This window comes from Streptomyces sp. NPDC058086, from assembly GCF_042885015.1.
GTDB lineage: Bacteria > Actinomycetota > Actinomycetes > Streptomycetales > Streptomycetaceae > Streptomyces.
This window is the reverse complement of record NZ_JBHVST010000034.1, coordinates 35,512-59,018: the sequence shown is the minus strand read 5'-3', so window position 1 is coordinate 59,018 and position 23,507 is coordinate 35,512. Positions and strand designations below refer to the sequence as shown.

General features: G+C 68.2%; 25 protein-coding genes. 7 read left to right on the top strand and 18 right to left on the bottom strand.

The features are described from left to right. Positions 1–74: 74 nt before the first annotated feature. The 8 genes from ACFVWD_RS25770 to ACFVWD_RS25735 all read right to left on the bottom strand — a co-directional run bounded on the left by ACFVWD_RS25770 (position 75) and on the right by ACFVWD_RS25735 (position 9,209). Positions 75–1,124 carry a PP2C family protein-serine/threonine phosphatase gene (locus ACFVWD_RS25770; RefSeq protein ID WP_389599325.1) on the bottom strand — a complete coding sequence of 350 codons (1,050 nt, stop codon included), beginning with the start codon at positions 1,122–1,124 and terminating at the stop codon, positions 75–77. A gap of 251 nt (positions 1,125–1,375) precedes the next feature. Then, positions 1,376–3,427, bottom strand: coding sequence for a DHA2 family efflux MFS transporter permease subunit (locus tag ACFVWD_RS25765; RefSeq protein WP_389599323.1), 2,052 nt, complete (start codon positions 3,425–3,427; stop codon positions 1,376–1,378). Positions 3,428–3,574: 147 nt separating this feature from the next. Next, complete coding sequence (locus ACFVWD_RS25760; RefSeq protein ID WP_389599321.1) at positions 3,575–5,056, bottom strand: aldehyde dehydrogenase family protein; 1,482 nt, start codon at positions 5,054–5,056, stop codon at positions 3,575–3,577. A 137-nt stretch (positions 5,057–5,193) separates the two neighbouring features. After that, positions 5,194–5,682: a cupin domain-containing protein gene (locus ACFVWD_RS25755; protein ID WP_389599320.1), complete on the bottom strand. Its 489-nt coding sequence runs from the start codon at positions 5,680–5,682 to the stop codon at positions 5,194–5,196. A gap of 39 nt (positions 5,683–5,721) precedes the next feature. Further along, a complete protein-coding gene (locus ACFVWD_RS25750; RefSeq protein ID WP_389599318.1) occupies positions 5,722–6,360 on the bottom strand; it encodes a 3-oxoacid CoA-transferase subunit B in 639 nt (212 codons plus the stop codon). After that, the gene (locus tag ACFVWD_RS25745) at positions 6,357–7,013 is read right to left on the bottom strand and encodes a CoA transferase subunit A (protein ID WP_389599316.1); all 657 of its coding nucleotides are present in this window, start codon (positions 7,011–7,013) and stop codon (positions 6,357–6,359) included. Before ACFVWD_RS25745 ends, ACFVWD_RS25750 begins: the two co-directional genes overlap by 4 nt. Before the next feature lie 27 nt (positions 7,014–7,040). Then, on the bottom strand, positions 7,041–7,922 hold the full coding sequence (locus tag ACFVWD_RS25740; RefSeq protein ID WP_389599314.1) for an alpha/beta hydrolase: 882 nt from the start codon (positions 7,920–7,922) through the stop codon (positions 7,041–7,043). Positions 7,923–7,991: 69 nt separating this feature from the next. Beyond that, entirely contained in the window at positions 7,992–9,209 is a 1,218-nt protein-coding gene (locus ACFVWD_RS25735; RefSeq protein WP_389599312.1) for an acyl-CoA dehydrogenase family protein, read from the bottom strand. A 391-nt stretch (positions 9,210–9,600) separates the two neighbouring features. Here ACFVWD_RS25735 and ACFVWD_RS25730 point away from each other — a divergent pair, with 391 nt between their 5' ends. From ACFVWD_RS25730 to ACFVWD_RS25710, 5 genes are all read left to right on the top strand, one after another. Continuing rightward, positions 9,601–10,545, top strand: a complete 945-nt coding sequence (locus ACFVWD_RS25730; RefSeq protein WP_389599310.1) for a VOC family protein — start codon at positions 9,601–9,603, stop codon at positions 10,543–10,545. A 240-nt stretch (positions 10,546–10,785) separates the two neighbouring features. Continuing rightward, complete coding sequence (locus ACFVWD_RS25725) at positions 10,786–11,238, top strand: flavin reductase family protein (RefSeq protein ID WP_389599308.1); 453 nt, start codon at positions 10,786–10,788, stop codon at positions 11,236–11,238. Positions 11,239–11,358: 120 nt separating this feature from the next. Beyond that, a complete protein-coding gene (locus ACFVWD_RS25720; protein WP_389599306.1) occupies positions 11,359–12,297 on the top strand; it encodes a fumarylacetoacetate hydrolase family protein in 939 nt (312 codons plus the stop codon). Beyond that, positions 12,294–13,232: an amidohydrolase family protein gene (locus ACFVWD_RS25715; protein WP_389599304.1), complete on the top strand. Its 939-nt coding sequence runs from the start codon at positions 12,294–12,296 to the stop codon at positions 13,230–13,232. Before ACFVWD_RS25720 ends, ACFVWD_RS25715 begins: the two co-directional genes overlap by 4 nt. A 202-nt stretch (positions 13,233–13,434) precedes the next feature. Beyond that, entirely contained in the window at positions 13,435–14,385 is a 951-nt protein-coding gene (locus tag ACFVWD_RS25710; protein ID WP_389599302.1) for an MFS transporter, read from the top strand. 81 nt (positions 14,386–14,466) lie between these two features. Here the strand turns inward: ACFVWD_RS25710 and ACFVWD_RS25705 are convergent, their stop codons facing one another. The 9 genes from ACFVWD_RS25705 to ACFVWD_RS25665 all read right to left on the bottom strand — a co-directional run bounded on the left by ACFVWD_RS25705 (position 14,467) and on the right by ACFVWD_RS25665 (position 20,009). After that, positions 14,467–14,610, bottom strand: a complete 144-nt coding sequence (locus ACFVWD_RS25705; protein ID WP_389599300.1) for a hypothetical protein — start codon at positions 14,608–14,610, stop codon at positions 14,467–14,469. Then, entirely contained in the window at positions 14,586–14,936 is a 351-nt protein-coding gene (locus tag ACFVWD_RS25700; RefSeq protein ID WP_389599298.1) for a hypothetical protein, read from the bottom strand. The genes ACFVWD_RS25705 and ACFVWD_RS25700 overlap by 25 nt, the downstream gene beginning before the upstream one ends. Further along, entirely contained in the window at positions 14,915–14,989 is a 75-nt protein-coding gene (locus ACFVWD_RS25695) for a hypothetical protein (protein WP_389599387.1), read from the bottom strand. The genes ACFVWD_RS25700 and ACFVWD_RS25695 overlap by 22 nt, the downstream gene beginning before the upstream one ends. 97 nt (positions 14,990–15,086) lie before the next feature. Then, positions 15,087–15,692 carry a TetR/AcrR family transcriptional regulator gene (locus ACFVWD_RS25690; RefSeq protein WP_389599297.1) on the bottom strand — a complete coding sequence of 202 codons (606 nt, stop codon included), beginning with the start codon at positions 15,690–15,692 and terminating at the stop codon, positions 15,087–15,089. Positions 15,693–15,769: 77 nt separating this feature from the next. Next, positions 15,770–16,423, bottom strand: coding sequence for a 3-oxoacid CoA-transferase subunit B (locus ACFVWD_RS25685; protein WP_389599295.1), 654 nt, complete (start codon positions 16,421–16,423; stop codon positions 15,770–15,772). Beyond that, positions 16,420–17,100 carry a 3-oxoacid CoA-transferase subunit A gene (locus tag ACFVWD_RS25680; RefSeq protein WP_389599293.1) on the bottom strand — a complete coding sequence of 227 codons (681 nt, stop codon included), beginning with the start codon at positions 17,098–17,100 and terminating at the stop codon, positions 16,420–16,422. Before ACFVWD_RS25680 ends, ACFVWD_RS25685 begins: the two co-directional genes overlap by 4 nt. After that, entirely contained in the window at positions 17,097–18,275 is a 1,179-nt protein-coding gene (locus ACFVWD_RS25675) for a thiolase family protein (RefSeq protein ID WP_389599291.1), read from the bottom strand. The genes ACFVWD_RS25680 and ACFVWD_RS25675 overlap by 4 nt, the downstream gene beginning before the upstream one ends. Before the next feature lie 132 nt (positions 18,276–18,407). After that, the gene (locus ACFVWD_RS25670) at positions 18,408–19,349 is read right to left on the bottom strand and encodes a fumarylacetoacetate hydrolase family protein (protein ID WP_389599289.1); all 942 of its coding nucleotides are present in this window, start codon (positions 19,347–19,349) and stop codon (positions 18,408–18,410) included. Between the two features lie 177 nt (positions 19,350–19,526). Further along, the gene (locus ACFVWD_RS25665; RefSeq protein ID WP_389599287.1) at positions 19,527–20,009 is read right to left on the bottom strand and encodes a flavin reductase family protein; all 483 of its coding nucleotides are present in this window, start codon (positions 20,007–20,009) and stop codon (positions 19,527–19,529) included. Positions 20,010–20,175: 166 nt separating this feature from the next. Between ACFVWD_RS25665 and ACFVWD_RS25660 the strand changes: the two genes are divergently transcribed. Next, positions 20,176–21,210 carry an aldo/keto reductase gene (locus ACFVWD_RS25660; RefSeq protein ID WP_389599285.1) on the top strand — a complete coding sequence of 345 codons (1,035 nt, stop codon included), beginning with the start codon at positions 20,176–20,178 and terminating at the stop codon, positions 21,208–21,210. A gap of 154 nt (positions 21,211–21,364) precedes the next feature. Then, a complete protein-coding gene (locus ACFVWD_RS25655) occupies positions 21,365–22,384 on the top strand; it encodes a LysR family transcriptional regulator (RefSeq protein WP_389599283.1) in 1,020 nt (339 codons plus the stop codon). A gap of 92 nt (positions 22,385–22,476) precedes the next feature. Here ACFVWD_RS25655 and ACFVWD_RS25650 read toward each other — a convergent pair whose 3' ends face one another. After that, positions 22,477–23,493, bottom strand: coding sequence for a dihydrodipicolinate synthase family protein (locus ACFVWD_RS25650; RefSeq protein WP_389599281.1), 1,017 nt, complete (start codon positions 23,491–23,493; stop codon positions 22,477–22,479). Between the last annotated feature and the right edge of the window lie 14 nt (positions 23,494–23,507).

Genomic DNA, 23,507 nt, shown 5'->3' with positions numbered 1-23,507 from the left:
CGCACGGCGTGTCCCTCAGCCTGGCCCGAAAACCGGCGTCTACCGTGCATCTCCCGGTGCAGGACGAGCCGTGATCACTGCGCGGCGTGCCTGGGAGAACGGCGGACGGCCAGCACGGCAAAGTCGTCCTGCTGGTCGCCATGGCGGGCGAACACACGGGCATCGTCGTACAAGACCCCGGGCAGAGCTGTAGCGGTGACATCTGCGTGGGTGGCCAAGCGATCATTGAGGGGATAGAACGTGCCCTCCCCCGCCCGGGTCTCGGTGAGCCCGTCGGTGCTGAGGACCAACGTCGCGCCGGCCGGGAACGAGAACCAGCTGACTGTCACAGGTTCTTCGGCGAGCGCCGCGAGCCCGAGGGGGACGCCGACATCGATGTCCGGTGTGCTCACACGGCCGTCGTGAAGCAGCCGCGGCGGCACATGCCCGCAGTTGACGACCTGGGCCTCGTCATGGGCGTCGATGCCGACGACGAGGACGGTGACGAACCGTTCGTCGTCGCCGGTCCTCTCGGCGTAGGAGTTGTGACGCACGACGGAGGCGTCCAGAGCGTCGGCGAGCGCGGTCAACGTAGGCTCCTGGTGGGCTGCCTCACGAAAAGCACCGATCACGGCGAACGCGGCGCCCAGCGCGGCGAGCCCCTTGCCCTGCACGTCTCCGATCAGCACGCGGGTGCCCCAGGCGGATTCGACGACGTCATAAATGTCGCCGCCCACGAGCCGATCCTCCTGCACGGGTTCGTACACCCCGTGGACGAGGACGTCAGGAGTGACGAGGGGGAGAGGCCGCAGGATCTGCCGTTGCATGGCCCCAGCCGTTGTGTGAAGCCGAAGCATGTCCTGCTCGCCCTCGATGCGTCTGCGACAGGCGTACACGGATGCGGCTCCCAGGCACACGGTGAACAGCATCATCAGGACACGGTCGCGAAGCGATCCCTGGTCGCCGCCCCACAGGAAAGCGATGAGGGCTGCGGCGACTGCGGTCCAGGCACAGACGAAGGCTGTCTGGCGCACGGTGCACAGCGCCGACGCCGCCGCGGGTAGGAAGACCGTGAAGCCCACGAGCAGCGCCACGGAGTCGGAGACGATCCCGGGCACCAGGACCAGCAGCGTCATCGTGATCACGCCGGTCAGCAACGCGCCGTTGCCCGGGGGCTCGATCGTCTCGAAGGCCTCGGCTGCGCGCGAGGGCCGTCGCCGGCGTCCGCGCCTGCGTCGGCGTCCGTGCGAGCGGACCCGCGGCGTCTACGCGGCACGACATCTCCTGGTCGGACAGCGAACTCTCGACAGCATTACGCCGTCCCGGACGGACTGCGGCCGTGCGCTGCGCGGCTCCGTGAGGGTGTCGCGCAGCGCCGCCGCACGGGGCAGGCCTGTCATCTCCCGGCTTCCGTGGCCTGGGAAACCAGGGCGCTCGGTGCCTCGTTCTCCAGGATGAGCCTGGTCGCGATGTTGTTCACGGCTTGCTCGAACAGCGCGCGGTCGGCGGGATCGGTCAAGTCCCAGTCCTGGAGGCGTGTGTCGAGCCAGCGCCGCCAGGAGGCGCTCATCCGATCGAATTCGGCGCTTCCCGCAGGGGTCAGCCGCAGCGCGTCACCCTCACGCTCGCCATAGCCCGCCCGCACCACCTCGTCGAACACTGGGGCCAGAGCGTCCGCGGGGAGCCTGTGGGCTTCGGCGATGTCTTCGAGGGACGCCTCTCCCTTGAGCTTGCTGTACCAGTGGATCTGGCCCAGCGCCCACACCTGGCCCTGGGCCAGGTCGTTCCCGGCGGCGGCGTGGAAGTCGCTGCGCGCTGCCGGATCGTCCTTGAGCCTGCTCATGACCGCCGCAAGTTCGCGTTCGAGCCGTGCGACGCTATGGTCGGAGTCGGGTGCGGCGAAGCCGTCGCCCATGTCGGTCGCCTCGGCCCGGGCGCTGTCGCGCAGTGGTACTTCCTTGAGGAACCAGGCGATGACGAAGCCCGCGACGGCGACGAGGACGACCCAGCGGAAGACGAAGGTGAGGGCGTCCGCGTAGGCGTTCAGGACCGGAGCGATCTGGGCTTTCGGCAGTTTCCACAGCGCTGAGGCGCTCCCGGCCACATCTTCGGACACACCGCTCTCCCGCACGGCCTTGGGCAGTTCGCCGGCGAGCTGGTTCTGGTAAAGGGTGCCGAAGATCGCCGTACCGAACGAACCTCCGATGGACCGGAAGAAGGTGACCCCGGACGTCGCGGTCCCCATCTGGCTGTACGGCACGGTGTTCTGCACCGCGATCGTGAGGACCTGCATGGCGGAGCCCATGCCCATGCCCAGCAGGAGCATGTACAGCGACTCCAGCCACACACCGGTGCCCGGACCCATCATGGACATCAGATACAGGCCGACACCCATGAGGGCCGAACCGACGATCGGGAAGATCTTGTAGCGGCCGGTTGAGCTGACTACGTTGCCCGAGACCACCGAGGTGACCAGCAGACCCAGCACCAGCGGCACCGTGCGGAGCCCGGACGAGGTGGCGGACGCCCCGTCCACGTACTGCAGATAGGTCGGCAGGTACGACATCGAGCCCATCATCGCGAAACCGACGATGAAGCTGAGGATCGAGCACACGGTGAACACGCGTTGGCGGAAGAGCGCCATGGGGAGCATCGGCTCTTCGGCCCGCAGTTCCACCCACACGAAGGCGGCATACAGCACGACGGAGCCGACGAGCAGGCCGCTGATCACCGCCGAGCCCCAGGCGTATTCGTTGCCACCCCACTCGAGGGCGAGCACCAGCGCGCACGAAGCGAGGGCCACGCAGGCGATACCCGCGTAGTCGATCACCGGCCGGGCCCCTGCCTTCACCTGCGGGATCGCTCGGGCCACCACGATCATGACAACGATGCCAAGCGGCACGTTGACGTAGAAGCACCAGCGCCAGCTGCCGTTGTCGGTGAAGAAGCCGCCCAGGGTGGGGCCGAGCACCGTCGCGACGCCGAAGACCGCGCCGAGGGCGCCCTGGTACTTCCCGCGCTGGCGCAGTGGGACCACGTCGGCGATCAGGGCCATGGCCGTGACCATCAGGCCACCGCCGCCGACACCCTGGATGGCGCGGGCGACGATGAGCATCGTCATGTTGGTCGAAGCGCCCGCGATGATCGAGCCGGCGAGGAAGACGACCGCGCTGATCTGGAAGACCCGCTTACGGCCGAACAGATCACCGAGCTTGCCCGCCAGGACCGTGGAGATGGCCTCGGCGAGCATGTAGGCGGTGACGACCCAGGCCATGTGCCCGGAGCCGCCCAGTTCCGTGATGATGGTGGGCAGTGCGGAGGACACGATCGTCTGGTCGAGCGCTGCCATCAGCATGGCCAGCAGGATCGCGATGAAGGCGAGGTTCGTCTGTTTGCCGCTGAGAGTCTGGGGACTGCTCTTCACCGTGGCCTCACTCATGAAGGTCATGATTCTTGTGTGTGCGGTGCGCGAAACACGAAAGGCTTCAGACAACGTGTTGCGGAAGGTGGGACCGGGGGCACGGCAGAGTGCGTCAGGGCAGTTGACAGGGCCGTCGTGCCCCCGGAGCTGGTTTGTGCTGCGGGTGTGGGCAGGTCAGAACGGGTACCGCTGGATCTCCCCCTGCGCCGTGACCCACTGCACCTCGGAGAAGGTGTCGAGGTTGGCCTTGCCGCCGAACCGGCCTCCCGTGCCCGAGGTCTTGGCGCCGCCGAAGGGGGCGACGGCCTCGTCGTCGACCGTCTGGTCGTTGATGTGGACCGCGCCGGACTCGATCCGCTCGGCGAGTTCCAGGGCGCCGTACACGTCCTGGGTGAGCAGGGAGACCGACAGCCCGTACGGGGAGGAGTTGATGATGTCGATGGCCTCCTCGACCGTCTCGTACGTCGTGACGGGCGCCACCGGGCCGAAGATCTCCTCGGTGAAGGCGGCCGCGTGGTGCGGCACCCCGGCGAGTACGGTGGGCCGGTAGAACAGGCCGTCGTAGGTGCCGCCGGCGGCGAGGACCGCGCCCTGCTCGACACTGCGCGTGACGATGTCGTGGATCTTGTCGCGCTGGCCTTCGTCGATGATCGGGCCGAGGGCGTTGTGGGGGTCGGTGGGGTCGCCCACCGGGATCGCGTCGGCCTTCGCGGCCAGCTTCGCCACGTACTCCTCCGCGACAGAGGAGTGCACCAGGTGGCGGCCGGTGGTCATGCAGATCTGGCCCTGGTGGAGGAACGAGCCCCAGGCGCCCGCCGAGGCGGCCGCGTCGAGGTCTGCGTCGGGCAGGACCAGCAGGGCGTTGTTGCCGCCGAGCTCCAGGTGGACCTTCTTCAGCAGCGGTGCCGCCGCCGCGCCGATGGTGCGACCGGCCGGGGTGGAGCCGGTGAAGGAGATGCACGGCACGTCAGGGTGGGCCACCAGCGCCAGCCCGACGTCGGCTCCGCCGGGCAGCACGTGCAGCAGGCCCTCGGGCAGACCCGCCTCGGCGAGCAGCTCGGCGAGTGCGAGACCACCGCCGATGGGGGTGCGCGGGTCGGGCTTGAGGATCACCGCGTTGCCGAGGGCGAGCGCGGGCGCCACCGACCGCATGGCCAGGATGGCGGGGAAGTTGAAGGGCGAGATGACTCCGACCACACCCAGGGGGAGACGGCGGACCAGGGACAGCCGCGGCTTGGAGCTCTGCAGCAGCTCGCCGTACGGCTCGGAGGTGAGCGCGGCGGCCTCGTGGAGTTCGCCGACCACCAGCCCGCCGATCTCGAAGCCGGCCTTGCCCGCGGCGGAACCGGATTCGGGGATCAGCCAGCGCAGGATGCGGTCTGGGTCGGCCTCCAGCAGGGCCGCCGCTTTGCGGAAGACCTGCGCCCGCTGGTCGTAGGGCAGCTTGGCCCAGGCGCGCTGAGCCGCCTGAGCCGTTGCGACCGACGCGTCGAGATCGGCGGGGGAGGCGGCGCCCACGGTGGCGATGACCTGGCCGGTCGCGGGAGCGGTCACGTCGATGGTGCCGTTCTCGCCCTGTGTCCAGGAGCCGTTGAAGATCTTCCCCTCCCACAGGGGCCGGGACTGGGTGGTCTGCTGTTCGGTAGCGGTGCTCATGCGGGTTCCTCAGGTAGGGGCCAGCAGTTCAGCGGTGGTTACCCGGCGTCGCCGTCCTCGGCCGGAGGCCGGCAACGCCGTGTGTTCTCCCAGGCATGCGGGCCGGGGCGACCCCCGGTTGCCCGCCGGGCGTGGTGTCAGCTGTCGCTCGGGCGGTGCAGCGGCGTCGGTTCGAGCACGCGGTCGCCGATCTTCACGGGCTCCGCATCGATCAGGATCCAGGCGACAACAACGGGCTGGTCGGTGTCGTTGAACCAGATGTGGTTGGTGCCGCGCTGCACGACGACGTCACCGGTCTTGAGCCTGGTCTGCTCCCCGCTGTCGAGTTCCAGCCCGAGCTCGCCTCCGAGGACGATGGCGTAGTCCATGGAGTTGGTGCGGTGCATGGGGGAGCGGTGGCCGGGCTCGAGCTCGCCGATGCGGAACACGGTGCCGCCCTTGGCGGTCACGCCGACCTTGCGCTCCGCGCCGTCCGTCGGGTCCGTGTTGTCGACGGGGCTGGTGTCGGTCGTCCAGATGACACGTCCGAACTTGCTCGGCTCGTCGAGCAGCCGGTCGCTGGCGATGACGGCGAGGCCCTCGCTGTTGTGTCCGGTCACGACGCGGCGGATGTCGGGTGCGGGCATGGTGGATTCCTTCTGTCGATGGAGGCCGATGGAGGGGGATCAGATCGCCGAGTCGAAGGGCGCCTCGGTGGCCGCGGCCACCTGGTCCTTCGTGGCGCCGGGCTGCAGTTCGCGCAGCACCAGCTGCCCGTCCCGCACGTCGAGGACGGCGAGTTCGGTGACGACCGTGTCGACCACCGCCTCGGCGGTGAGCGGATAGGTGCACTCCGGTACGAGCTTGGAGCGGCCGGCGGAGTCGCGGTGGGTGGTGGCGACGATGACCTTGCGGGCGCCGATGGCGAGGTCCATCGCACCGCCGACACCGAGGACGTCTCGGCCCGGCACCATCCACGACGCCAGGTCGCCGCGCTGGGAGATCTGGAGGGCTCCCAGCACGGTCGCGTCGACATGGCCGCCGCGGATCATGGCGAAGGCGTCGGTGCTGGAGAAGCAGGACGCGCCGGGTGTCGCGGTGACCGGCTGCCGGCCGGCGTCCACGAGGTCCGGGTCGAACTCGTCCGGCGAGGGCGGCGGCCCCACCCCCAACAGGCCGCTTTCGCTGTGCAGATGGACCCGGCGCCCGTCGAGGAACGCGGGGATCAGGGTGGGGATGCCGATGCCCAGATTGACCACGTCCCCGTCGTGCAGTTCGGCGGCGGCACGGTGGGCGATCAGGTTCTTGATGTCGTTGGGATTCACTGGGGCACCGCTACCACGTCGACGTACAGATGAGGGGTGCTGATCTCCGCCGGAGCCAGCTCACCGGTCGGTATGACCTCGCCGACCTCGGCGATGACCAGGCGTGCCGCTGTCGCCATCGCGAGGTTGAAGTTCTGCGCCACACCCCGGTAGAGGAGGTTGCCGAGCCGGTCGGACCGGTTGGCGTGGACCAGAGCCACATCGGCCTGCAGGGCACGTTCGAGGAGATACGTACGGCCGTCTTCGAACACCCGTGACTCCTTGCCCTCGGCGAGCACGGTCCCGGCGCCGGTCGGGGTGTAGAACGCGGGGATGCCCGCGCCGCCCGCCCTGATCGCCTCCGCGAGGGTGCCCTGCGGCAGCAGGGTCACCTCCAGGCCGCCGGCCCGCTGTGCGGCCGCCACTTCGGGGTTGCCGGAGAAGAACGAGCCGATGACCCGGCGTACTTGCCCGGTGCGAAGCAGCCCTCCCAGCCCCTTGCCCGGCTGGCCGAGGTTGTTGCTGATGATGGTCAGATCACGCCGACCGCTCTCCAGCAGCGCGTCGATCAGGCGGACGGGAAGCCCGGCGGGCCCGAAGCCACCGCACATCACGGTGTCGCCGTCCCGCACCCGGGCGATCGCCGTCTTCGCGTCCTCGAAGACGGTGTCCATGTGAATTCCTTCCTCAGGATGTCGGCGTCAGGCGCCGACGCCGGTGGTGCGGGCGAAGTCCAGGATCAGCGGCGCGGCCTGGTCGTTGAGGGCGAAGGCGTTGTTGGGACCGCCGGTCTTCAGGGTGTTGGCGAAGGCCTTCTCCCAGGCGTCCTCGTCCCACGGCGGCTCCACCACCTTGGAGCCCTTGATCAGGGCGTGGACCGAGTAGCAGGTGAGCAGAGGGTGTTCCTCGTCGTTCGCACCGCTGCGGATGATCGCGGTGGGCGTGCTGATCGTGGCGAGGTCGTCGTCGCGGACACCGGGGATGACCTGGCCCGGAGTCGGGATGAAGGCGGACAGCCACAGCTTGAGGACGCTGATGAGCTCCGCGCTGGACAGCGCCTCGAAGCGTTCCTTGTTGCGGGGGTTCTGCTCGATCCGCTGCTTCCAGTGCGGAAGCTCCGTCACGGCCTCGACGCCGCCCTTGCGGGCGGTGGTGATGTTCTCGACGATGTACGCGTTGCCCAGGGCCAGCGTGGGGTAGATGCCGCCGGCGATGTGCCAGAGGAACAACCCGCGGGTGACTTCGGGATATTCGAGCGCGGTGATGATCGAGACGCGGGCGCCCGCCGAAGCGCCGACGATGACGGTCGGTCCCCAGCCGAGGTGCTCGATCAGCTGCCGGAGGGTGTCGGCGTGCATGTGGGACTCGGTCGGCCAGCGGTCGCCGAACTGGATGTCCGACTCACCGCCGTTGGGCCGGTCCCAGATGAGGACCTTCAACCCGCCCTCGGCCAGGAGTTCACCCAGCGACCGCAGGAACCCCCTGGGCGCGCGCCCGCCCGGAGTCAGGACGACGGGGATTCCGCTCTCCTCGCCCAGGACCTCGTAGACGACGACGCCGCCGTTGATCTCCACCGAACTCATTGACTGCCTGCTCTCCTTGAGATGTGTCCCGCTTGCGCTGCCGCCTGTGCCGGTGTGGGCCTCAGACCGTCACCACATGGCCATGTTCGGCTCGACGCCGAGCAGGACCCGGCCGTAGAGCTCGGCGATGTTGTCCCACGCCACCGCGATCTGGTGAGAGCCGGCGTTGACGTCGCGGTGTATGCGGGAGATCGGACTGGGGTCGAGGATCGCGTTCGCGCCGGACGCGTCGTAGAGCCGGTTCACGGCGCTGACCGCCAGCTTCGCGGTGTAGCAGTGGTTTCTCCGGAACCTGGCGCGCTCCTCGTCGGTCAGCTGCTTGCCGGCCGCGCCGAACTCGATCAGGTCGCGCAGGTCGGCACGGAGCAGAGCTATCGCCGCGTCGGCCTCGGCGGCCGACTCCGCGAGCCGCAGCTGCGGACCGGGAAGGTCGGCGTGGCTGCGCCCACCCGGCAGGCGGCGCTCCGGGGTGCGCTTGGCGAATTCCTTGATGGCACCCTGAGCGAGTCCGACCAGCGGCGTGGACAGCCAGATCGGCATGACCTGCGACTGCGGCATCCCGTAGGACGCCCGCCCGTGCCGGTCCCGCGCCTCGGGATGAGCCGGCCCCGGGTAGAACACCCGGTACTCGGGGACGAACACGGGCTCCTCGATGACGACGCTCTTGCTGCCCGTGCCCCGCAGCCCGGCCGGGTACCAGTCGTCGACGATCTTGACGTCGCTGCGCGGAACCAGGAGGTAGGCCTGCCGCTTGCGCGGGATGTCCATCGCGCCGAGCCACACCCACTCCGCGTGGTCGACACCGCTGGAGAAGGGCCAGCGGCCGGAGATCTGCCAGCCGTCCCGGACCTGCTCGGTCTTGCCGGTGGGCGCGAAGGCGGAAGAGGAGATCACGTCCGGCGAGGCGAAGTACTCGTCCTGGACCTCCTTGGAGGCCGTACCCATGAGCCAGTTGTGGCTCTGGGTCACGGCGTAGAACCAGCCCGTCGCCCCGCAGCCCTGGGCAAGCCGCCAGCCGACCTCGAAGAGGGTGTCGATCTCCACGCCGTGTCCGCCGTAGGTCTGCGGCGTCGCGATCCGGATGAGCCCTGCGTCGACCAGATCGCGGACCGTCTCCTCCGGAACTCGCCGCTGCTCTTCGGTCTTCGCGGCCCGCTCGGCGAGGACCGGCACCAACGCTTCGGCACGCGCGATCAGTTCGGCGGGGGTGGGAGCGGCCTTGACGCCTCCCTGTCCTGAAGAGGTCGGTTCCGACAGAGGTGGCTCGGAAACGCTCTGGTACGACATGGGCCCTCCTAGGACGCAAGACTCTCTGAACAGTGGGGGGATTGATATCGGTCCCGTTTATTCCGGGCTTATGCGTCGCAGGCGCATCTTTTCCGCGACGACGCGACCTACATTGCGCTCGGACCGCGCCTCCGGCAAACGCACGGCATCGATATCCTGTATTTCTCCGATGAATGTTCCCAGGTCGGCGCCCATGTCCATCCGGCGAGAGTGCGCGCGGGAAGCAGTGATGCCATGAATGTCTGATATTAAGAGAGTGCATTTCAAATGGCTCGGCCAGGCTGGCACAGTAGGCGAGGGGAGGGTATCCGGAGCAGGGCTTAAATCGCCAGAGCGGCTTTCAATTCGGAACCTTTTCCGTGGCACCACTGTCGATCACCGAAGGACGATCATGACCGACCGTTTGCTCACCCATCTGCGGCATGTGGACATCGCCGTGCCGGACTACGACAAGGAGCTGGACTTCTACTCGAGTGCCTGGGGCCTGGCCAAGGTCGCGGACGACAGCGGGATCGCCTTCCTGGCCGCCGAGGGCAGTCCGGAACAGTACATCGTGCGTGTGCGCAAGGCCGAGGAGAAGCGACTGGACCTGGTCGCCTTCGGTGCCGCAACCACGGTGGACGTGGACAAGCAGGCGGAGCAGCTGCTCGCCGACGGCGTCAAGCTGATCACGCAGCCGGGGCGCATGGACACCCCCGGCGGCGGCTACGGCTTCCGCTTCTTCGACATCGACGGCCGGACCGTGGAGGTCAGCGCCGACGTCTCCCCGCGCAAGCACCGCCGTGTCGAGGAGCGCGAGTCGATCCCCGTGCGGTTGTCACACGTGGTGCTCAACTCTCCGAACCTCGACATCACGCGTGACTGGTACGCCCGCCACCTCGGGTTCCGACTGTCCGACACGATCCAGCACCCGAAGATCGGCAACGCGATGCACTTCATGCGCATCAACTCCCAGCACCACTCCATCGGTCTCGCCCAGTGCCCGCACATGTCGGTGCACCACATGTCCTTCGAGATGCGCGGCATCGACGAGTACATGCGGGGCACGGGCCGGGTCAGGAAGGACGGCAGGGCCAAGCACCTGTGGGGGCCGGGCCGACACGTGGCCGGTGACAACACGTTCAGCTACTTCCTGGACCCGCAGGGAAACATGATCGAGTACACCACGGAGCTGGAGCAGCTCGACGAGGACACCTGGCACCCGCACATCTACGACCCCTCCAAGGAGAACGTCGCGGACCAGTGGGGCACCGCGAACAACCCGAAGGAAGAGGACACGGGCGACCACGCCTTCAACGACCCCGACCGCAGCGCCTTCGTCGCTCCGCCGGTCTGATCCCCCGACGCGCCGCAGCCTCCGCTTCGCCTGACCGAGGCGGGGGGGTGGGGCCGTTCGCATTCTGCGTTCCGAATACTGCCCGCGAACAGTCGGATCGGGTATTTCCTTCCCTCATACCAGGGATGAATAACTGCCGCTCCTGATCGAGGCCGATGGTCGATATTTCGTTGCTATCGTCCGGAGAAGAAGAAGGAGGAGGGAATTCCCGTGCTGGACAACAATGTTTTTCGTAATGCGATGACGCAATTCGGAAGCGGTGTCACCGTACCGGTCACCGTCGACGACTCCGGGCAGTCCTGGGGGTTCACGGCGAGCGCGTTCTGCTCGGTGGCCCTGGACCCGCCGTTGGTGCTGGTCTGCCCCGCCCGCAGCGCCGAGTCGTACCCCGCGTTCGTGAAGTCCCAGCGCTTCGCGATCCACATCCTCGGCTCGGAGCATGCCGATGTCGCCATGCGCTTCGCGGAGAAGCGGACCGACAAGTTCGAGGACGGGCGCTGGTACCAGGCCGAGGACGGACTGCCCGCCTTGAGCGGTGCGCTGGCACGGGTCAGCTGCGTCACCCATGCCGTGCACGACGGCGGCGATCACGCCATCCTGATCGGCCGCGTGGTCCACGCGGAGGTCGACGAGGCGGCGGAATCGCCGCTGCTGTACTTCCGGCGGCGCTTTCTCGACCCGGTCGCCAGTTGAGCGATCGCCATCTCGGCCGACTGGAATTCCGGCGGCATGTACGCCGTGAATAACTGCCATCGGCGCCATTCATTCCACAGGGTCTTGGATGAGGACCCGTGATCACGCAAGGTGTGCCCCATGAGTTTTGGACTCGGAACATTCGCCGGCACCGACGGTGTCGCCTTTCCCGGTCTGGTCATTGACGGTCGTGTGTTCGACCTGCGGCCGGAGTTCAGCGACACGAGGTCGATGCTGGACGACTGGGACGCGTCCCTGCGCCGGCTCCACGAGCTGGCCGCGGCGCCCTCCGGCGACGGTGTGGCGCTCGACAGCCTCCGCCCGCTCCCGCCGGTGGCCTCCGGCCAGGTGCTGTGCGGCGGCGCCAACTACTACACGCATCTGGAACAGATGCACGCTGCGATGCTCCGCAACCGGGGTGACGAGCGGTCGATCGAGGAACTGCACGCCGAGGGGCGGAAGTTCGCGGTGGCTCGCAAGACCAACGGGGTGTTCGTCTTCGCGGGTCTGCCGAGCGCCCTGAGCGGTGCCACCGACGACGTGGTGCTGTGGGGGCCGGGCGAGCAGCACGACTGGGAACTGGAGCTCGCCGTGGTCATCGGCCGTGGCGGCCACTACATCGCCGAGGAGAACGCGCTGGACCACGTGGCCGGCTACACGATCTCCAATGACATCAGCACCCGCGAGGTGATGCGGGCCTCCGGCTCCGGGATGACCGACTTCCTGGCGTCGAAGGTCCGGCCGACGTTCTTCCCGACCGGCCCCTACTTCGTGCCGCGCGAGTTCGTGCCCGACTACCGGGACCTGCGCATCACGCTGAAGGTCAACGGCGAGGTCATGCAGGACGAGAGCGTCAGCGACATCATCCATGGAGTCGAGGAGCTGGTCGCCCACGCGTCGACTCTGGTGGAGCTGAGCCCCGGCGACCTGATCCTGACGGGTTCCCCGGCGGGCAACGCCGGTCACCACGGCAACCGCTGGCTCGTGCCCGGCGACGTCATGGAAGGCGAGATCACCGGACTGGGAGTGCAGCGCAACCGCTGCGTGAAGCCGGCATGAGGATCGACACCCACGTTCATCTGAGTACCGCCAGCTGCCCGCCGCCGCCCGGGATGCCCGCCCCGCCCTTCGTCTCCGCGGAGGCGCTGCTGGGCATGATCGACCGCTACTCGATCGACGGCGCGGTGCTGTCGCCGGTGGCCCCCGGCGTCTTCTTCGGCGACCCTGCCGACATCGGCAAGCGCGCGCGGCTGGTCAACGAGGAGGTCGCGCAGGCGGTCCGCGCCCACCCGAATCGGTTCGCCGGTCTCATGCTGCTCCCGCTGCCTGACCTCCACTCTGCGCTCGCCGAGCTGGCCTACGGCTTCGACGTCCTCGGGCTGGACGGTGTGCTGCTGATGACCAACTACAAGGGCACCTACGTCGGGGACCCGAGCTGGGCACCTCTCTACGCTGAGCTGGACCGCCGGGGCGCCTATGTCTTCGTGCACCCCACGATGCCGGGCAACGGGCAGGCGCTGGAGCACCCGCCGTGGCTGTACGAGTTCCCCTTCGACACCACGCGTGCGGTGACCAACCTCATCTACAGCGGTGTCGCGGAGGACTACCCCAACATCCGCTGGCAGATAGCCCACTGCGGCGGCACGGCTCCGTTCCTCGCGGACCGGATCGGCTCGCTTTCCGAGCGTGCGCCGAAGCTCGCCGAGCGCGCTCCCGCGGGCGCGGTCGAGTACCTGTCGCGCTTCTACTACGACACCGGTCTGGCCAACAACGAGTACGCCTACCGGGGGACGCGCCTGGTGGTGCCAGCCGACAGGCTCGTGTTCGGCACCGACTGGCCCAACTGCCCGCTGCCCGAGGAGGGTTCGGACCCGGCTCCAGACCTGGGCTTCCTCGACGATGCCGAGCGTGCCGCGCTGGACGCCAACGCCGCGGTGCTGGTGCCGCGGCTCGCGGCGCAGATCGCGGCGGACCGGGAGTCCGGCCTGAGATAGCGGCACGTTCCGCCTGATCCGTCGGCGACCGTCGCCGGAGACGATCCACATCACCCAGGCGACGGGACCGCCCCGCCGCCCCCGCCACCGGCGTCCTCGTACCTGATCAGGTGACCGGTTCGGTGCTCCACGGGAGGAGCACCGAACCGGTCTCGTCCCGGACGCCAGCACCAGGCCGCGCACAGCGGCGGGATGAGGAACCGTGAGCAACGAAACAGCAGGCGAGTCGCGTGTGGAGGACTCTCCGACCACCCTTGAGGCACAAGCCGTCGGCGCACAGAGGTCCGGTGCGCAGGCTCCGCAGCAGCAGTCCACCGACATTCTCCCGGCCGATGATCAGATAGCGGCCCGACTGGAGCGGCTGCCGTTCACGCGGTACCACCTGCAGATGGCGATCGTCCTCGCCCTGGCAGGGATCTTCGGCACCTTCGACCTCACCCTGATGGACCCGCTGCTCCCGGCCGTGCGCGACATGTTCGACCTCAGCCGCGTCGAGGCCGGCTGGGCCGGCGCGATCGCCATGGCCACCGCGGTCCTGGGCGGACCCCTCACCGGGATCGTCGCGAAACGCCTGGAGGTCAGGAGGGCGCTCGCCATCTCCCTCATTGTGTACGGCACATTCGGCGCCCTGTCGGGGCTGGCGTGGAACTACGCGAGCCTGATGGTCTTCCGTTCCCTCTTCGGGATCGGCCTGGGGGCCATGATCACCGCCCTCGGCGCCGTGGTCCGTGAGTCGACGGCATCACCTCGCCGCAAGCCGCTCATCGTCCTCGCCGTGCTCAGCCCGAGCCTCGGCCTGTTCGCTTCCACCGCGTTCGGTTCCGCAGCCATGTCCGCCCTGTCCGACGAGACCGCGTTTCGGACGATGCTGCTCATCGGGGGCGCTCCGGTGCTGATCGGCCTGTATGCGGTGGCCCGCCTGACCGAGTCGCCGCGCTGGCTGGCCGCTCACGGGAGGATTGCCGAGGCCGACCGCATCGTGAGCCGCGTCGAGCGTTCCGTCCTGCGGCGCGGCGGTCAGCTGGCAGAGCCCCGGAACAAGCCCCGGGTCGACCCCGAGCGACGTCGGCTCAATCCGATCGTGCGGCATACGGCGGCCTTCGCGGTGTTCTGTCTGACGGTCTTCATCGCTTACAACATCTACTTCCAGTAGATCACCGGCCGCGCCGCCTTCGCGTACCTCTTGCCGTGTACGAGAAGGCGGCGTGCCCGTGCTGCTTTCACCCCGAGTTGCTCAGGTGGCCGACGGCACCTCGGGCTTGCGGCTCTCGGAGCCCGTGTCAGGGGTCTTCCGCTCCGCCACCTCGGACTTGTCGTTCCCGATGCGCTTCTCGGGAAGGACGAAGGCGAGTATCAAGCCGACGAGGAAGATCGGCACCAGGTATCCGAACACCGGGTGAGCGCCTGCTGGTAGGCCGTGACCACGGCGTCGTGGAGCCGTTCCGGCAGGGAGTTGACGAGCGCGGGAGTCAGCGAGTCGGTGCCGCCGATCGCCTTGAGGTCGCTCGACGACAGACGGGACGTGAGCTGATCGGCCAGCCGGCTGGTGATCATCGGCCGCGCGATTTCGTCGTCCGCTCCGAGCGTGAGCTGTCCCAGCATGGACAACAAGTCGCCGCGGAGTGTGCCGGTGTCCGTGACGCCGGGGTCCACGGGCTGCAGCGCCGAGACGGCGGCCGCGATCATCTTCGGCTTGTTTCCCATTGCCGGTAGAGAGTGGCCTTGCTGCAGGGCCCGCGGGACGCGATGAGTTCCATGGACAACGCGCCGTATCCGATCTCACGCAAAGCCTTGAGGGCCACCCCGAGCAGCTCGGCCTCGCGGTCCGGAGTCATGCGCGGACGACGGACCGGGTCACGTATGCGCGGCCGAGACGCCGAGAGCCGGGATGATCACGGCCTCGACGTAGGCGGAGAGGAACGCCCGCGTCGGTGGTTGATCGTCGATGAGGGTGCGCGCGATCACTGCCCCGAGCACCATTTCTGTCACGAACGGCAGGGCCGGGCAGTCGGAGGCGACTTCGCCCCGGTCGATCGCCTGCTGGATCAAGCACCGGAGGGCCGCAGCATGTGGCCGCACCAGATGGTCGCGTACGCCTTCGAGGAGTGCCGGATTGTGGTAGACCGCCATCGCCATACTGCGCAACAGGGCCGAGCGCCGCTCGAGGACGTGGTCGTCCTCACGCGTCACCAGCGCCAGCAGGTCACCACGCAGTGAGCCGGTGTTGGCCAGGACGGTGTCGTCGGGCGACTCGTGCCGAAGCGCTCGTATGACCAGTTCGGCTTTGCCGCTCCACCAGCGGTACAGGGTCGCCTTGCTGCAGCCCGTGTGTGCGGCGATCTCGTCCATGGTCAGGGCTTCGTATCCGACGTCCTTGAGGAGGCCGAGTACCACCTCATAGATCTCGGCTTCGCGTACCGGGGTCATCCGGCGGCGCTGCTGCGACGCTGTGTTCGTCATGGTGCTTGCCTCCATCAGGTTCACCGTCAGTCGTCAGAGCGCCAGTGCTGTGGAGGTGACGGTGTCAGGCCCTGGTGTCAGAGCCGTTCGGCCAGTTCGGTGGCCGTGGTGCCGTAGGTATCGCGGACTTCGATGCCGGTGGGTGTGACAAGGAAGACCCCGCGGTCGGTGTAGACGCGGCTGACGCAGTTGCGGCCGGTCAGGGGACAGGAGCAGGCGTCGACGAGCTTGGCGGCTCCTTCGCGGGTGAAGAGGGTCATCATCACGAAGACCTGTTTCGCGCCAATGGCGAGGTCCATGGCGCCGCCCACGGCGGGTACGGCGTGCGGATCGCCGGTGTGCCAGTTCGCGAGGTCCCCGGCGGCGCTGACCTGGAACGCGCCGAGCACGCACACGTCGAGATGGCCGCCGCGCATTATCGCGAAGGAGTCCGCGTGGTGGAAGTAGGCGGCACCGGGCAGCTCGGTGACGGGGATCTTGCCGGCGTTGACGAGATCGCTGTCGGCCTCGTCGCCACGCGCCTGGGGGCCCATGCCGAGCATGCCGTTCTCGGTGTGCAGGACGACCTGCTGCTCCGGCCGCAGATGGTCGGCGACGAGAGTCGGCTGGCCGATGCCCAGGTTGACGTAGGAGCCGACGGGGATGTCCCGGGCCACCAGGGCGGCCAGTTCGTCGCGGTTGAGCGGCCCGCGGTCGGTGTGTTCCACCGTGCGGTCGGTGAGCAGTTTCATGCGGTCGCCTCCGTGAGCCGGTCGACGGCGACGAGCCGGTCGACGTAGATGGACGGCGTCACGACCGTTTCGGGGTCCAGAGCGCCGACAGGGACGATCTCGTCGACTTCTACGACGGTGAGGGTCGCTGCCGCCGCCATGATCGGGGCGAAGTTGCGTGCCGTCTTGCGGTGGACGAGGTTGCCCATCCGGTCGGCCCGGTGGGCGCGGATCAGCGCGACGTCGCCCTTGATCGGGTACTCCAGCACGTGCTCCCGGCCGTCGATGACGCGGGTCTCCTTGCCCTCGGCCAGGGGAGTGCCGGCGCCGGTGGGGGTGTAAAAGCCGCCGATCCCGGCACCGCCAGCGCGGATGCGTTCGGCGAGGGTGCCCTGCGGAACGAGTTCGAGTTCGACCTTGCCTGCCCGGTACAGCTCGTCGAAGACGTACGAGTCGCTCTGCCGGGGGAAGGAGCAGACGACCTTGCGGACCATGCCGCGGGCCAGCAGGGCGGCCAGGCCCGTGGTGCCGTTGCCCGCGTTGTTGCTGACGAGGGTGAGGTCACCGGCCCCGGTCCGGCACAGGGCGTCGACCAGGGCGAACGGCATGCCCGCGCCTCCGAATCCACTGATCAGCACGGTGGATCCGGAGGCGATGCCGCGCACCGCGGTGTCGGTGTCCGGGCAGGTCTCGATCACACCGACTCCAGGACCACGGCGAGTCCCTGGCCGACCCCGATACAGATCGCGGCGACGCCCCACCGCTGACCGCGCTCACGCAGCACATGCGCCAGGGTGCCCAGGATGCGGCCGCCGGACGCGCCCAGCGGATGACCGAGGGCTATGGCGCCGCCGCGGGTGTTGACGATCTCCGGGTCGATGCCCCACGCGTCGACGCACGCCAACGACTGCACGGCGTACGCCTCGTTGAGCTCCACCGCTCCGACGTCGCCCCAGCCGATACCGGCCGCGGCCAGCGCGCGTTCGGCCGCCTCGACGGGCGCGTATCCGAACATCTGCGGCTCCAGGGCGGCAGCGCCTCGCCCGGCGATACGCGCCAGCGGCTGGACGCCGACGAAATCGGCGGCCTGCTCCGAGCCGATCAGCAGGGCGGAGGCGCCGTCGCTGAGCGGGGAGGCGTTGCCCGCCGTGATCGTTCCGTCGGGCCGGAACGACGTCTTGAGCGAGGCGAGCTTCTCCAGGCTGGTGTCGCTGCGGATGCCTTCGTCGCGCTTGAGTTCGACGCCGGGGACCGGGGTGATGAGCGGCTCGTAGAAGCCCTCGTCCCAGGCCCGCTCGGCGAGCCGGTGCGAGCGCAGCGAGAACTCGTCCTGGCGCTCGCGGGAGATGCCGAACTTCTCCTGGAGCTGCTCGTTGCACTCACCCAGCGATACCGTCCACTCCTTCGGGAACCGCGGGTTCACATGCCGCCAGCCGAGCGTGGTCGACACCAAGGTGGCGTTGGTGGGTGCGAAGGGCTTCTCCGGCCTGGGAAGGACCCAGGGCGAGCGGGTCATGGACTCCACGCCACCCGCGACGACGAGGTTCGCGTCACCGGTCGCGACGGTGCGGGAGGCGACGATCGCCGCGTCCAGGCTCGAACCGCACAGGCGGTTGACCGTCGTCGCCGGAACGGTGACGGGCAGACCGGCCAGGAGCGCGCCCATCCTGCCGACGTTACGGCTGTCCTCACCGGCCCCGTTGGAGTTGCCGAAGACGACTTCGTCGATGCGCGCCGGCTCCAGTTGCGGGGTCTTGCCCACCAGGGCGCCGATTGCGGTGGCGGCCAGATCGTCCGGCCTGACTCCGGCCAGGGCTCCTCCGTGGCGGCCGAAGGGGGTGCGCACGGCCGAGTAGAGGAAACTGCCGTTCATTACTTCTCCTTGTCGAGTAACTGCCGATGCTCAGCGGGGCCCACGGGAGTGGTGCCGGGCGGTGTGGGCCCCGCTGATCTTCCCTACCGGCTGACCAACCCTCGAAGATCAGCCGGAGGAAGCCTTCTGTCCTCAGGCCGGCTTCACACAGCGGTTGCGCTGGACTCCCAGGCCAGTGATCTCGCCTTCCATGACGTCATCCGGCACCAGCCAACGGCCCCCGTTGTGGGCGGCGTTGCCCGCCGGGGAACCGGTCAGCAGGAGGTCGCCCGGCCGGAGGTCGACCAGGCGCGAGGCGTAGGAGATGAGCTGCTCGACCCCGAAGATGATGTCGTCGACGCTCTCGTCCTGCATGATCTTGCCGTTGACCTTCAGGATGATCCGCAGCGCACGGTAGTCCGGGACGAACTCGCGGGGGACCATGTACGGGCCGGTCGGGAAGAACGTCGGCCGGACCTTCGTTGCCAGGAAGTCGGTCATCCCGAAGTTGGGCCGGTTCATCACGTCGCGGGTGCTGATGTCGTTGGACATCGTGTAACCGGCGACGTGGTCGAGCGCCTCCTCCTCGGCGATGTCACGGCCGCCCTTGCCGATGACGACGGCGAGTTCGAGCTCCCAGTCGTGATCGTGGCCCGGGCCCCACAGGATGACGTCGTCTTCGGCGCCGCTCAGGGCACTGGGCAGTCCGGCGAAGATGAACGGTTCCCCGTTCGGCCGCTCCGACGCCACGCGTGCCGACTCGGCACGCAGCTCCTCGTCCGGCCGCGGGTCGCCCAGGCGCTTGAGCCGGGAGAAGTGCATCTGACGCAGGTGGGTGTAGTAGTTGGCACCGCCACAGAGCACCTGGCCGGAGGGCTCCACGGGTGGAAGGGGCCGCAGGTTCGCCAGGGCCTGACCGACGCCGGGGGGCGCCTCCGCCAACTCGCGCAGCCGCACCAGGGTGGCGTCCCAGTCCCTCAGCATCGAGAGCGTATCCGTGAACTCCGGTCGCAGATCGTGGACACGATCGTCGATGACGAGTCCGGGGAAAGCGACGCCGTCGGCGCCGGAGAACGTCCCTATTGCGAAAGACATGGGCACACCTTCAGTTGGTCATGTGCAGTCGTCCAAGGCGTGGTCCGATGACCGGCGTGAATATGAGACATTCACGCTCGACATGCCTCGTGGGTTCACCGGAAGTGGACCGCACATAGGGGTGGGAATTAATTCTTGGAGAATGAAACGCTGTGGTCGCGCTTCATCGCGCCGTCGTCATGCCGCGGCGTCGAGGAACTTCCGCCGGAAGTAGAGCAGCGGCTGGCCGTCCGCGTCGTCGACGGCCGCCTCCACGACCCGGCCGACCAGGATCGCGTGGTCGCCGCCGTCGTACACCGCGTGCGCTTCACAGCTGACACGGGCCAGCGCACCGCGCAGCTCGGGCAGCCCGTCCGCTCCCGTGGCCCACTGGGCGTCTTCGAACTTGTCGGCGCGCTTCTCCGCGAACCGCAGGGCGACCGGGCCCTGGTCGGAACTGAGCACGTGGATCGCGTACCGCTGAGCGTCGCGGAACACCGGGTAGGACTCGGCACCATGAGCCAGACACACCAGGACCAGGGGCGGGTCCATGGCCACGGAACAGAAGCTGTTGGCCGTGAATCCGCGCGGCTGCCCGGCGTCGTCGACGGTGACGGGAATGGTCACGCCGCTGCCGAACTGGGTCATCGCGTGGCGAAATGCAATCTGATCTATTGCCATTCGATCCTCCTTTTCTACCGGTACCGTAGCAGCGCGGGAGTGCCGAAAAGGCGGATGGAAAAGGGAATCTATTCATGCCTGGTATGACCGACAATAATGACCGCCGGTGCGGTTCCTCGCCGATACTTGACCGACTGAAGACAGTAAAGGCGATGGGCGGGAGCGCATGGAATATCGCAACCTCGGGCGCACGGGACTCAAGGTCTCGCGTCTCGTATTCGGCGGGCTGCATCTCGGCGAGGGTCTGTCCGAGGACGAGGCCGCCGATGTCATAGCAGCGGCGCGGCACAGCGGTGTCAACACCTTCTTCACGGCGGATGTGTACGGCGACGGAGCGGCCGAGGAGGCTCTGGGAAAGCACATCGGGCCGTGGCGCGACGACGCGGTGCTGATCATCAAGGCGGGCTACCGCGTGGGGACGCCTCAGGCCCCGCTCAGTCGCGAGGAACTGAACGCCACGCACGGCGACGGCGTTCTGGACCACGCGGCGCTGTGGCGCAAGGGCATCACTCCCACCTCGCGGGGGCTGTCGCGCAAGCATCTGACTCAGGCGCTGGAAGCCAGCCTGCGACGGCTCGGTACCGACTACATCGACGTCTACGCACCCCACTTCTGGGACTACGAGACGCCGATCGAGGAGACGCTGGAGACCCTTGAGGGGTTCGTCCGGGCGGGGAAGGTGCGCTACCTCGGCGTGTCACAGACCGCCCCGTGGCAGCTGTACCGGGCGCTATGGGCCAGCGACAAGCTCGGTGTGAGCAGGTACGAGTGCGTGCAGACCCGGTTCAACATCCTTGAGCGAGGGGCGCTGAACGAGTACCTGCCCGCGGCGCGGGTCGCCGGCGTGAGTGTCCTGGCGCACCAGTCGCTCGCCGGTGATCTGCTCACCGGCCGCTTCACCCGGGACTCCGCGAAACCGACCGGGCTCGGCTCCCTGCAGCGCTACATGGACATGTACTGGACGGAGTCCACCTTCGCCTTCCTCGACCGGTTCCAGGCCGTGACGCAGGCGGCGGGCCGGACGATGGGGGAGCTCGCCCAGGCGTGGGTCCTCGACCAGGAACCGGTGACCGCACTGCTCGTCGGTCCGCGCTCGCCTGAGACCCTGGCGCCTCAAGTCGCCGCGGCGACGAGGCCGTTGACCGACGAAGAGCGTGCGGCTGTGAACGCCCTGCTGACCGGAGGGGGCCAGTCCGCCTGACGGGCCCTTCCTGGCGCCGTATAGAACTGTTGCGTTTCTCCCGTGTTACACCTAGGCTCCTCGTTTAGTACGGAACCGTACCGTACTAAAGATGATCCGCTTCTAGAGCCGCTCGGCGTGCCGACGGGCTCAGTGAACGCACGGCGAGGTGGCCATGGCGCCAGGCGCAAATCTCCGGAAGTTCGACCTCAATCTGCTGGTGGCGCTGGATGCGCTGCTGCACACGCGTAGCGTGACCAGAGCGGGCGAGCAGCTCAATCTGACGCAGTCCGCCGTGAGCGCCGAGCTTCGGCGGCTGCGGCGCATGTTCGGTGACGAACTGCTGGTCCGGGTCGGCCGTCAGTACGAGCTGACGGCGCTGGCGCAGGACCTCATCGAACCGGTGAGTGACGTGGTCGCCCGCATCAAGCGGACGATCGAGCATCGCCGGACCTTCGACCCGGCTGTCGAGGCTCGCCGGTTCTCGGTCGTCATGTCCGACTACGCCATGCTGCTGTTGCTCCAGCCCGCCCTGTGCCGGGCCGCGAAGCAGGCGCCGGGGGTCGGCCTGGAGACGCGCCAGTTCAACGACCAGATTCAGCGTCTCCTCGGGCAGAGCGGGATCGATCTCGTCATCGGGCCCAACCTGGACCTGGACGGCGTTCACTCGCAGCGGCTGTTCAGTGATCGCTTCGTCTGTATCGTCTCTGATGACAATCCGGAGGTCGGCGACGAACTGACCGCGGAGCAGTTCGAATCACTGCCCCATCTCTCCATCGCCTGGCAGTCCTGGCTCGGCAACCCTCATATGCAGCGTCCCGGTGCCGGGTCGTTCACCGGGAATCTCGTCGGCCTGATGGGCCCGCGGTCGGCGGGCGATCTGTCCGCCGTGTATCACTCGGATGTGATCGCCGACAGCTTCACCCTGGCTCCCTTCCTCGTGAGGGGAACCCGTCTGGTGGCCGTCGTCCCGGAGCGCCTGGCCGAGCACTTCCGTGAGATGGCGGGCATCAGGATCATGGAGCCGCCGTTCAAGGCGCCGGACCTGCACGAGACGATGTACTGGACGGATCTGGCCGACACCGATCCAGCCCATGCCTGGCTGCGCGGCATGATCATGGACGTCGCCGCCGGCATCCCCGAGCCGGCCGTGGCGGGACCCGGTCCTGATCAGCGGCTGCTCTCGGCGGTGTGAGGCGGAGCCCGTTCCCTTGCCGATGCGCCGGTGACGGGGGGAGGGTCAGCCCACGCAAGGAGCCGACCCGCCCTCCAGAGCTGCCTCCGGGTTCAGTTCGGGTAGCGCCCGACGAAGAACTCGCTGTTGGGATCCTTGGTCGGTTCCAGGCCCGCGGCGACGAGGCCCTTGCGCAAGGCGTTCATCTGCGCGTCGTGGATCCGCATGGTCGGGTGGCGCAGCGGTCCGCCGCTGTAACCCTGCAGCCACGCCTGGTACTTCCACATGGTGCGGTTGATGAGCCCGAGGCCGTGGGCGGACGCCGTGCCCATCTTCGCCTTGCGGGCGGGCTGGAGCTCCCAGAACAGATCCGTCGCCGCGTCGAACTCCCCGGCCTGCAAGTGCTTCATGATCCGCGGCATTATCGGGCCGTAGTACTCGTGGTCGCTGGTGGCGGACAGCTCGATCGGCATGACCTGGGCGAGGGGAATCAGCTCGGCCTCGATCGGGCAGCTGATGACGATCTCCTTGCCGAAGTGCCGGTAACATTCGATCAGGCCCATCGCCGTGGGCGCACCGCCTTCGGCCTTGATGGCGACGATGTTGGGACAGTCGTCGATGAGCCGCCGGATCAGCCCGACCGGGATCTCGGAGGGGTGGATCCGTGAGCCGAAACCCCAGGTCGGCACGGGGAACAGCATCACGGCTAGGCGCGTCGAGTCGCAGATGGCCCTCGTGTAGTTGTAGACGTCCTCCTCGGACGTCGGGTAGAAGCCCGGCGGGTAGGTCAGCAGGACCAGCTCCGCACCGGTGTCCTCCGCCACCCGCAGGGCCTTGCGGGCCTGCTCCAGGGTGCTCCAGGCGGAGTGGTGGACGAAGGTCTGCCCGCCCTTCGCCTCGTCCGCGGCGACCTCGCAGAACCGGCGGTACTCGTCGAGGCTGAGGACGACCTCGGAGACGAGGAGCGCGCCGTCGAAGCCGTACTCGAACTGCTTGCGGACGTCGTGCCGGACAGCGGCCTCGTTGATCCCTTCCAGGTCGGTGGTGAACGACGGGATGATCACGTTGATCACGCCCTTGAGGTGTGCGCGGGCCCAGTCACGTGCCTCTTCGCGGGTGTACGACGCCATGGGTCTCTCTCTCC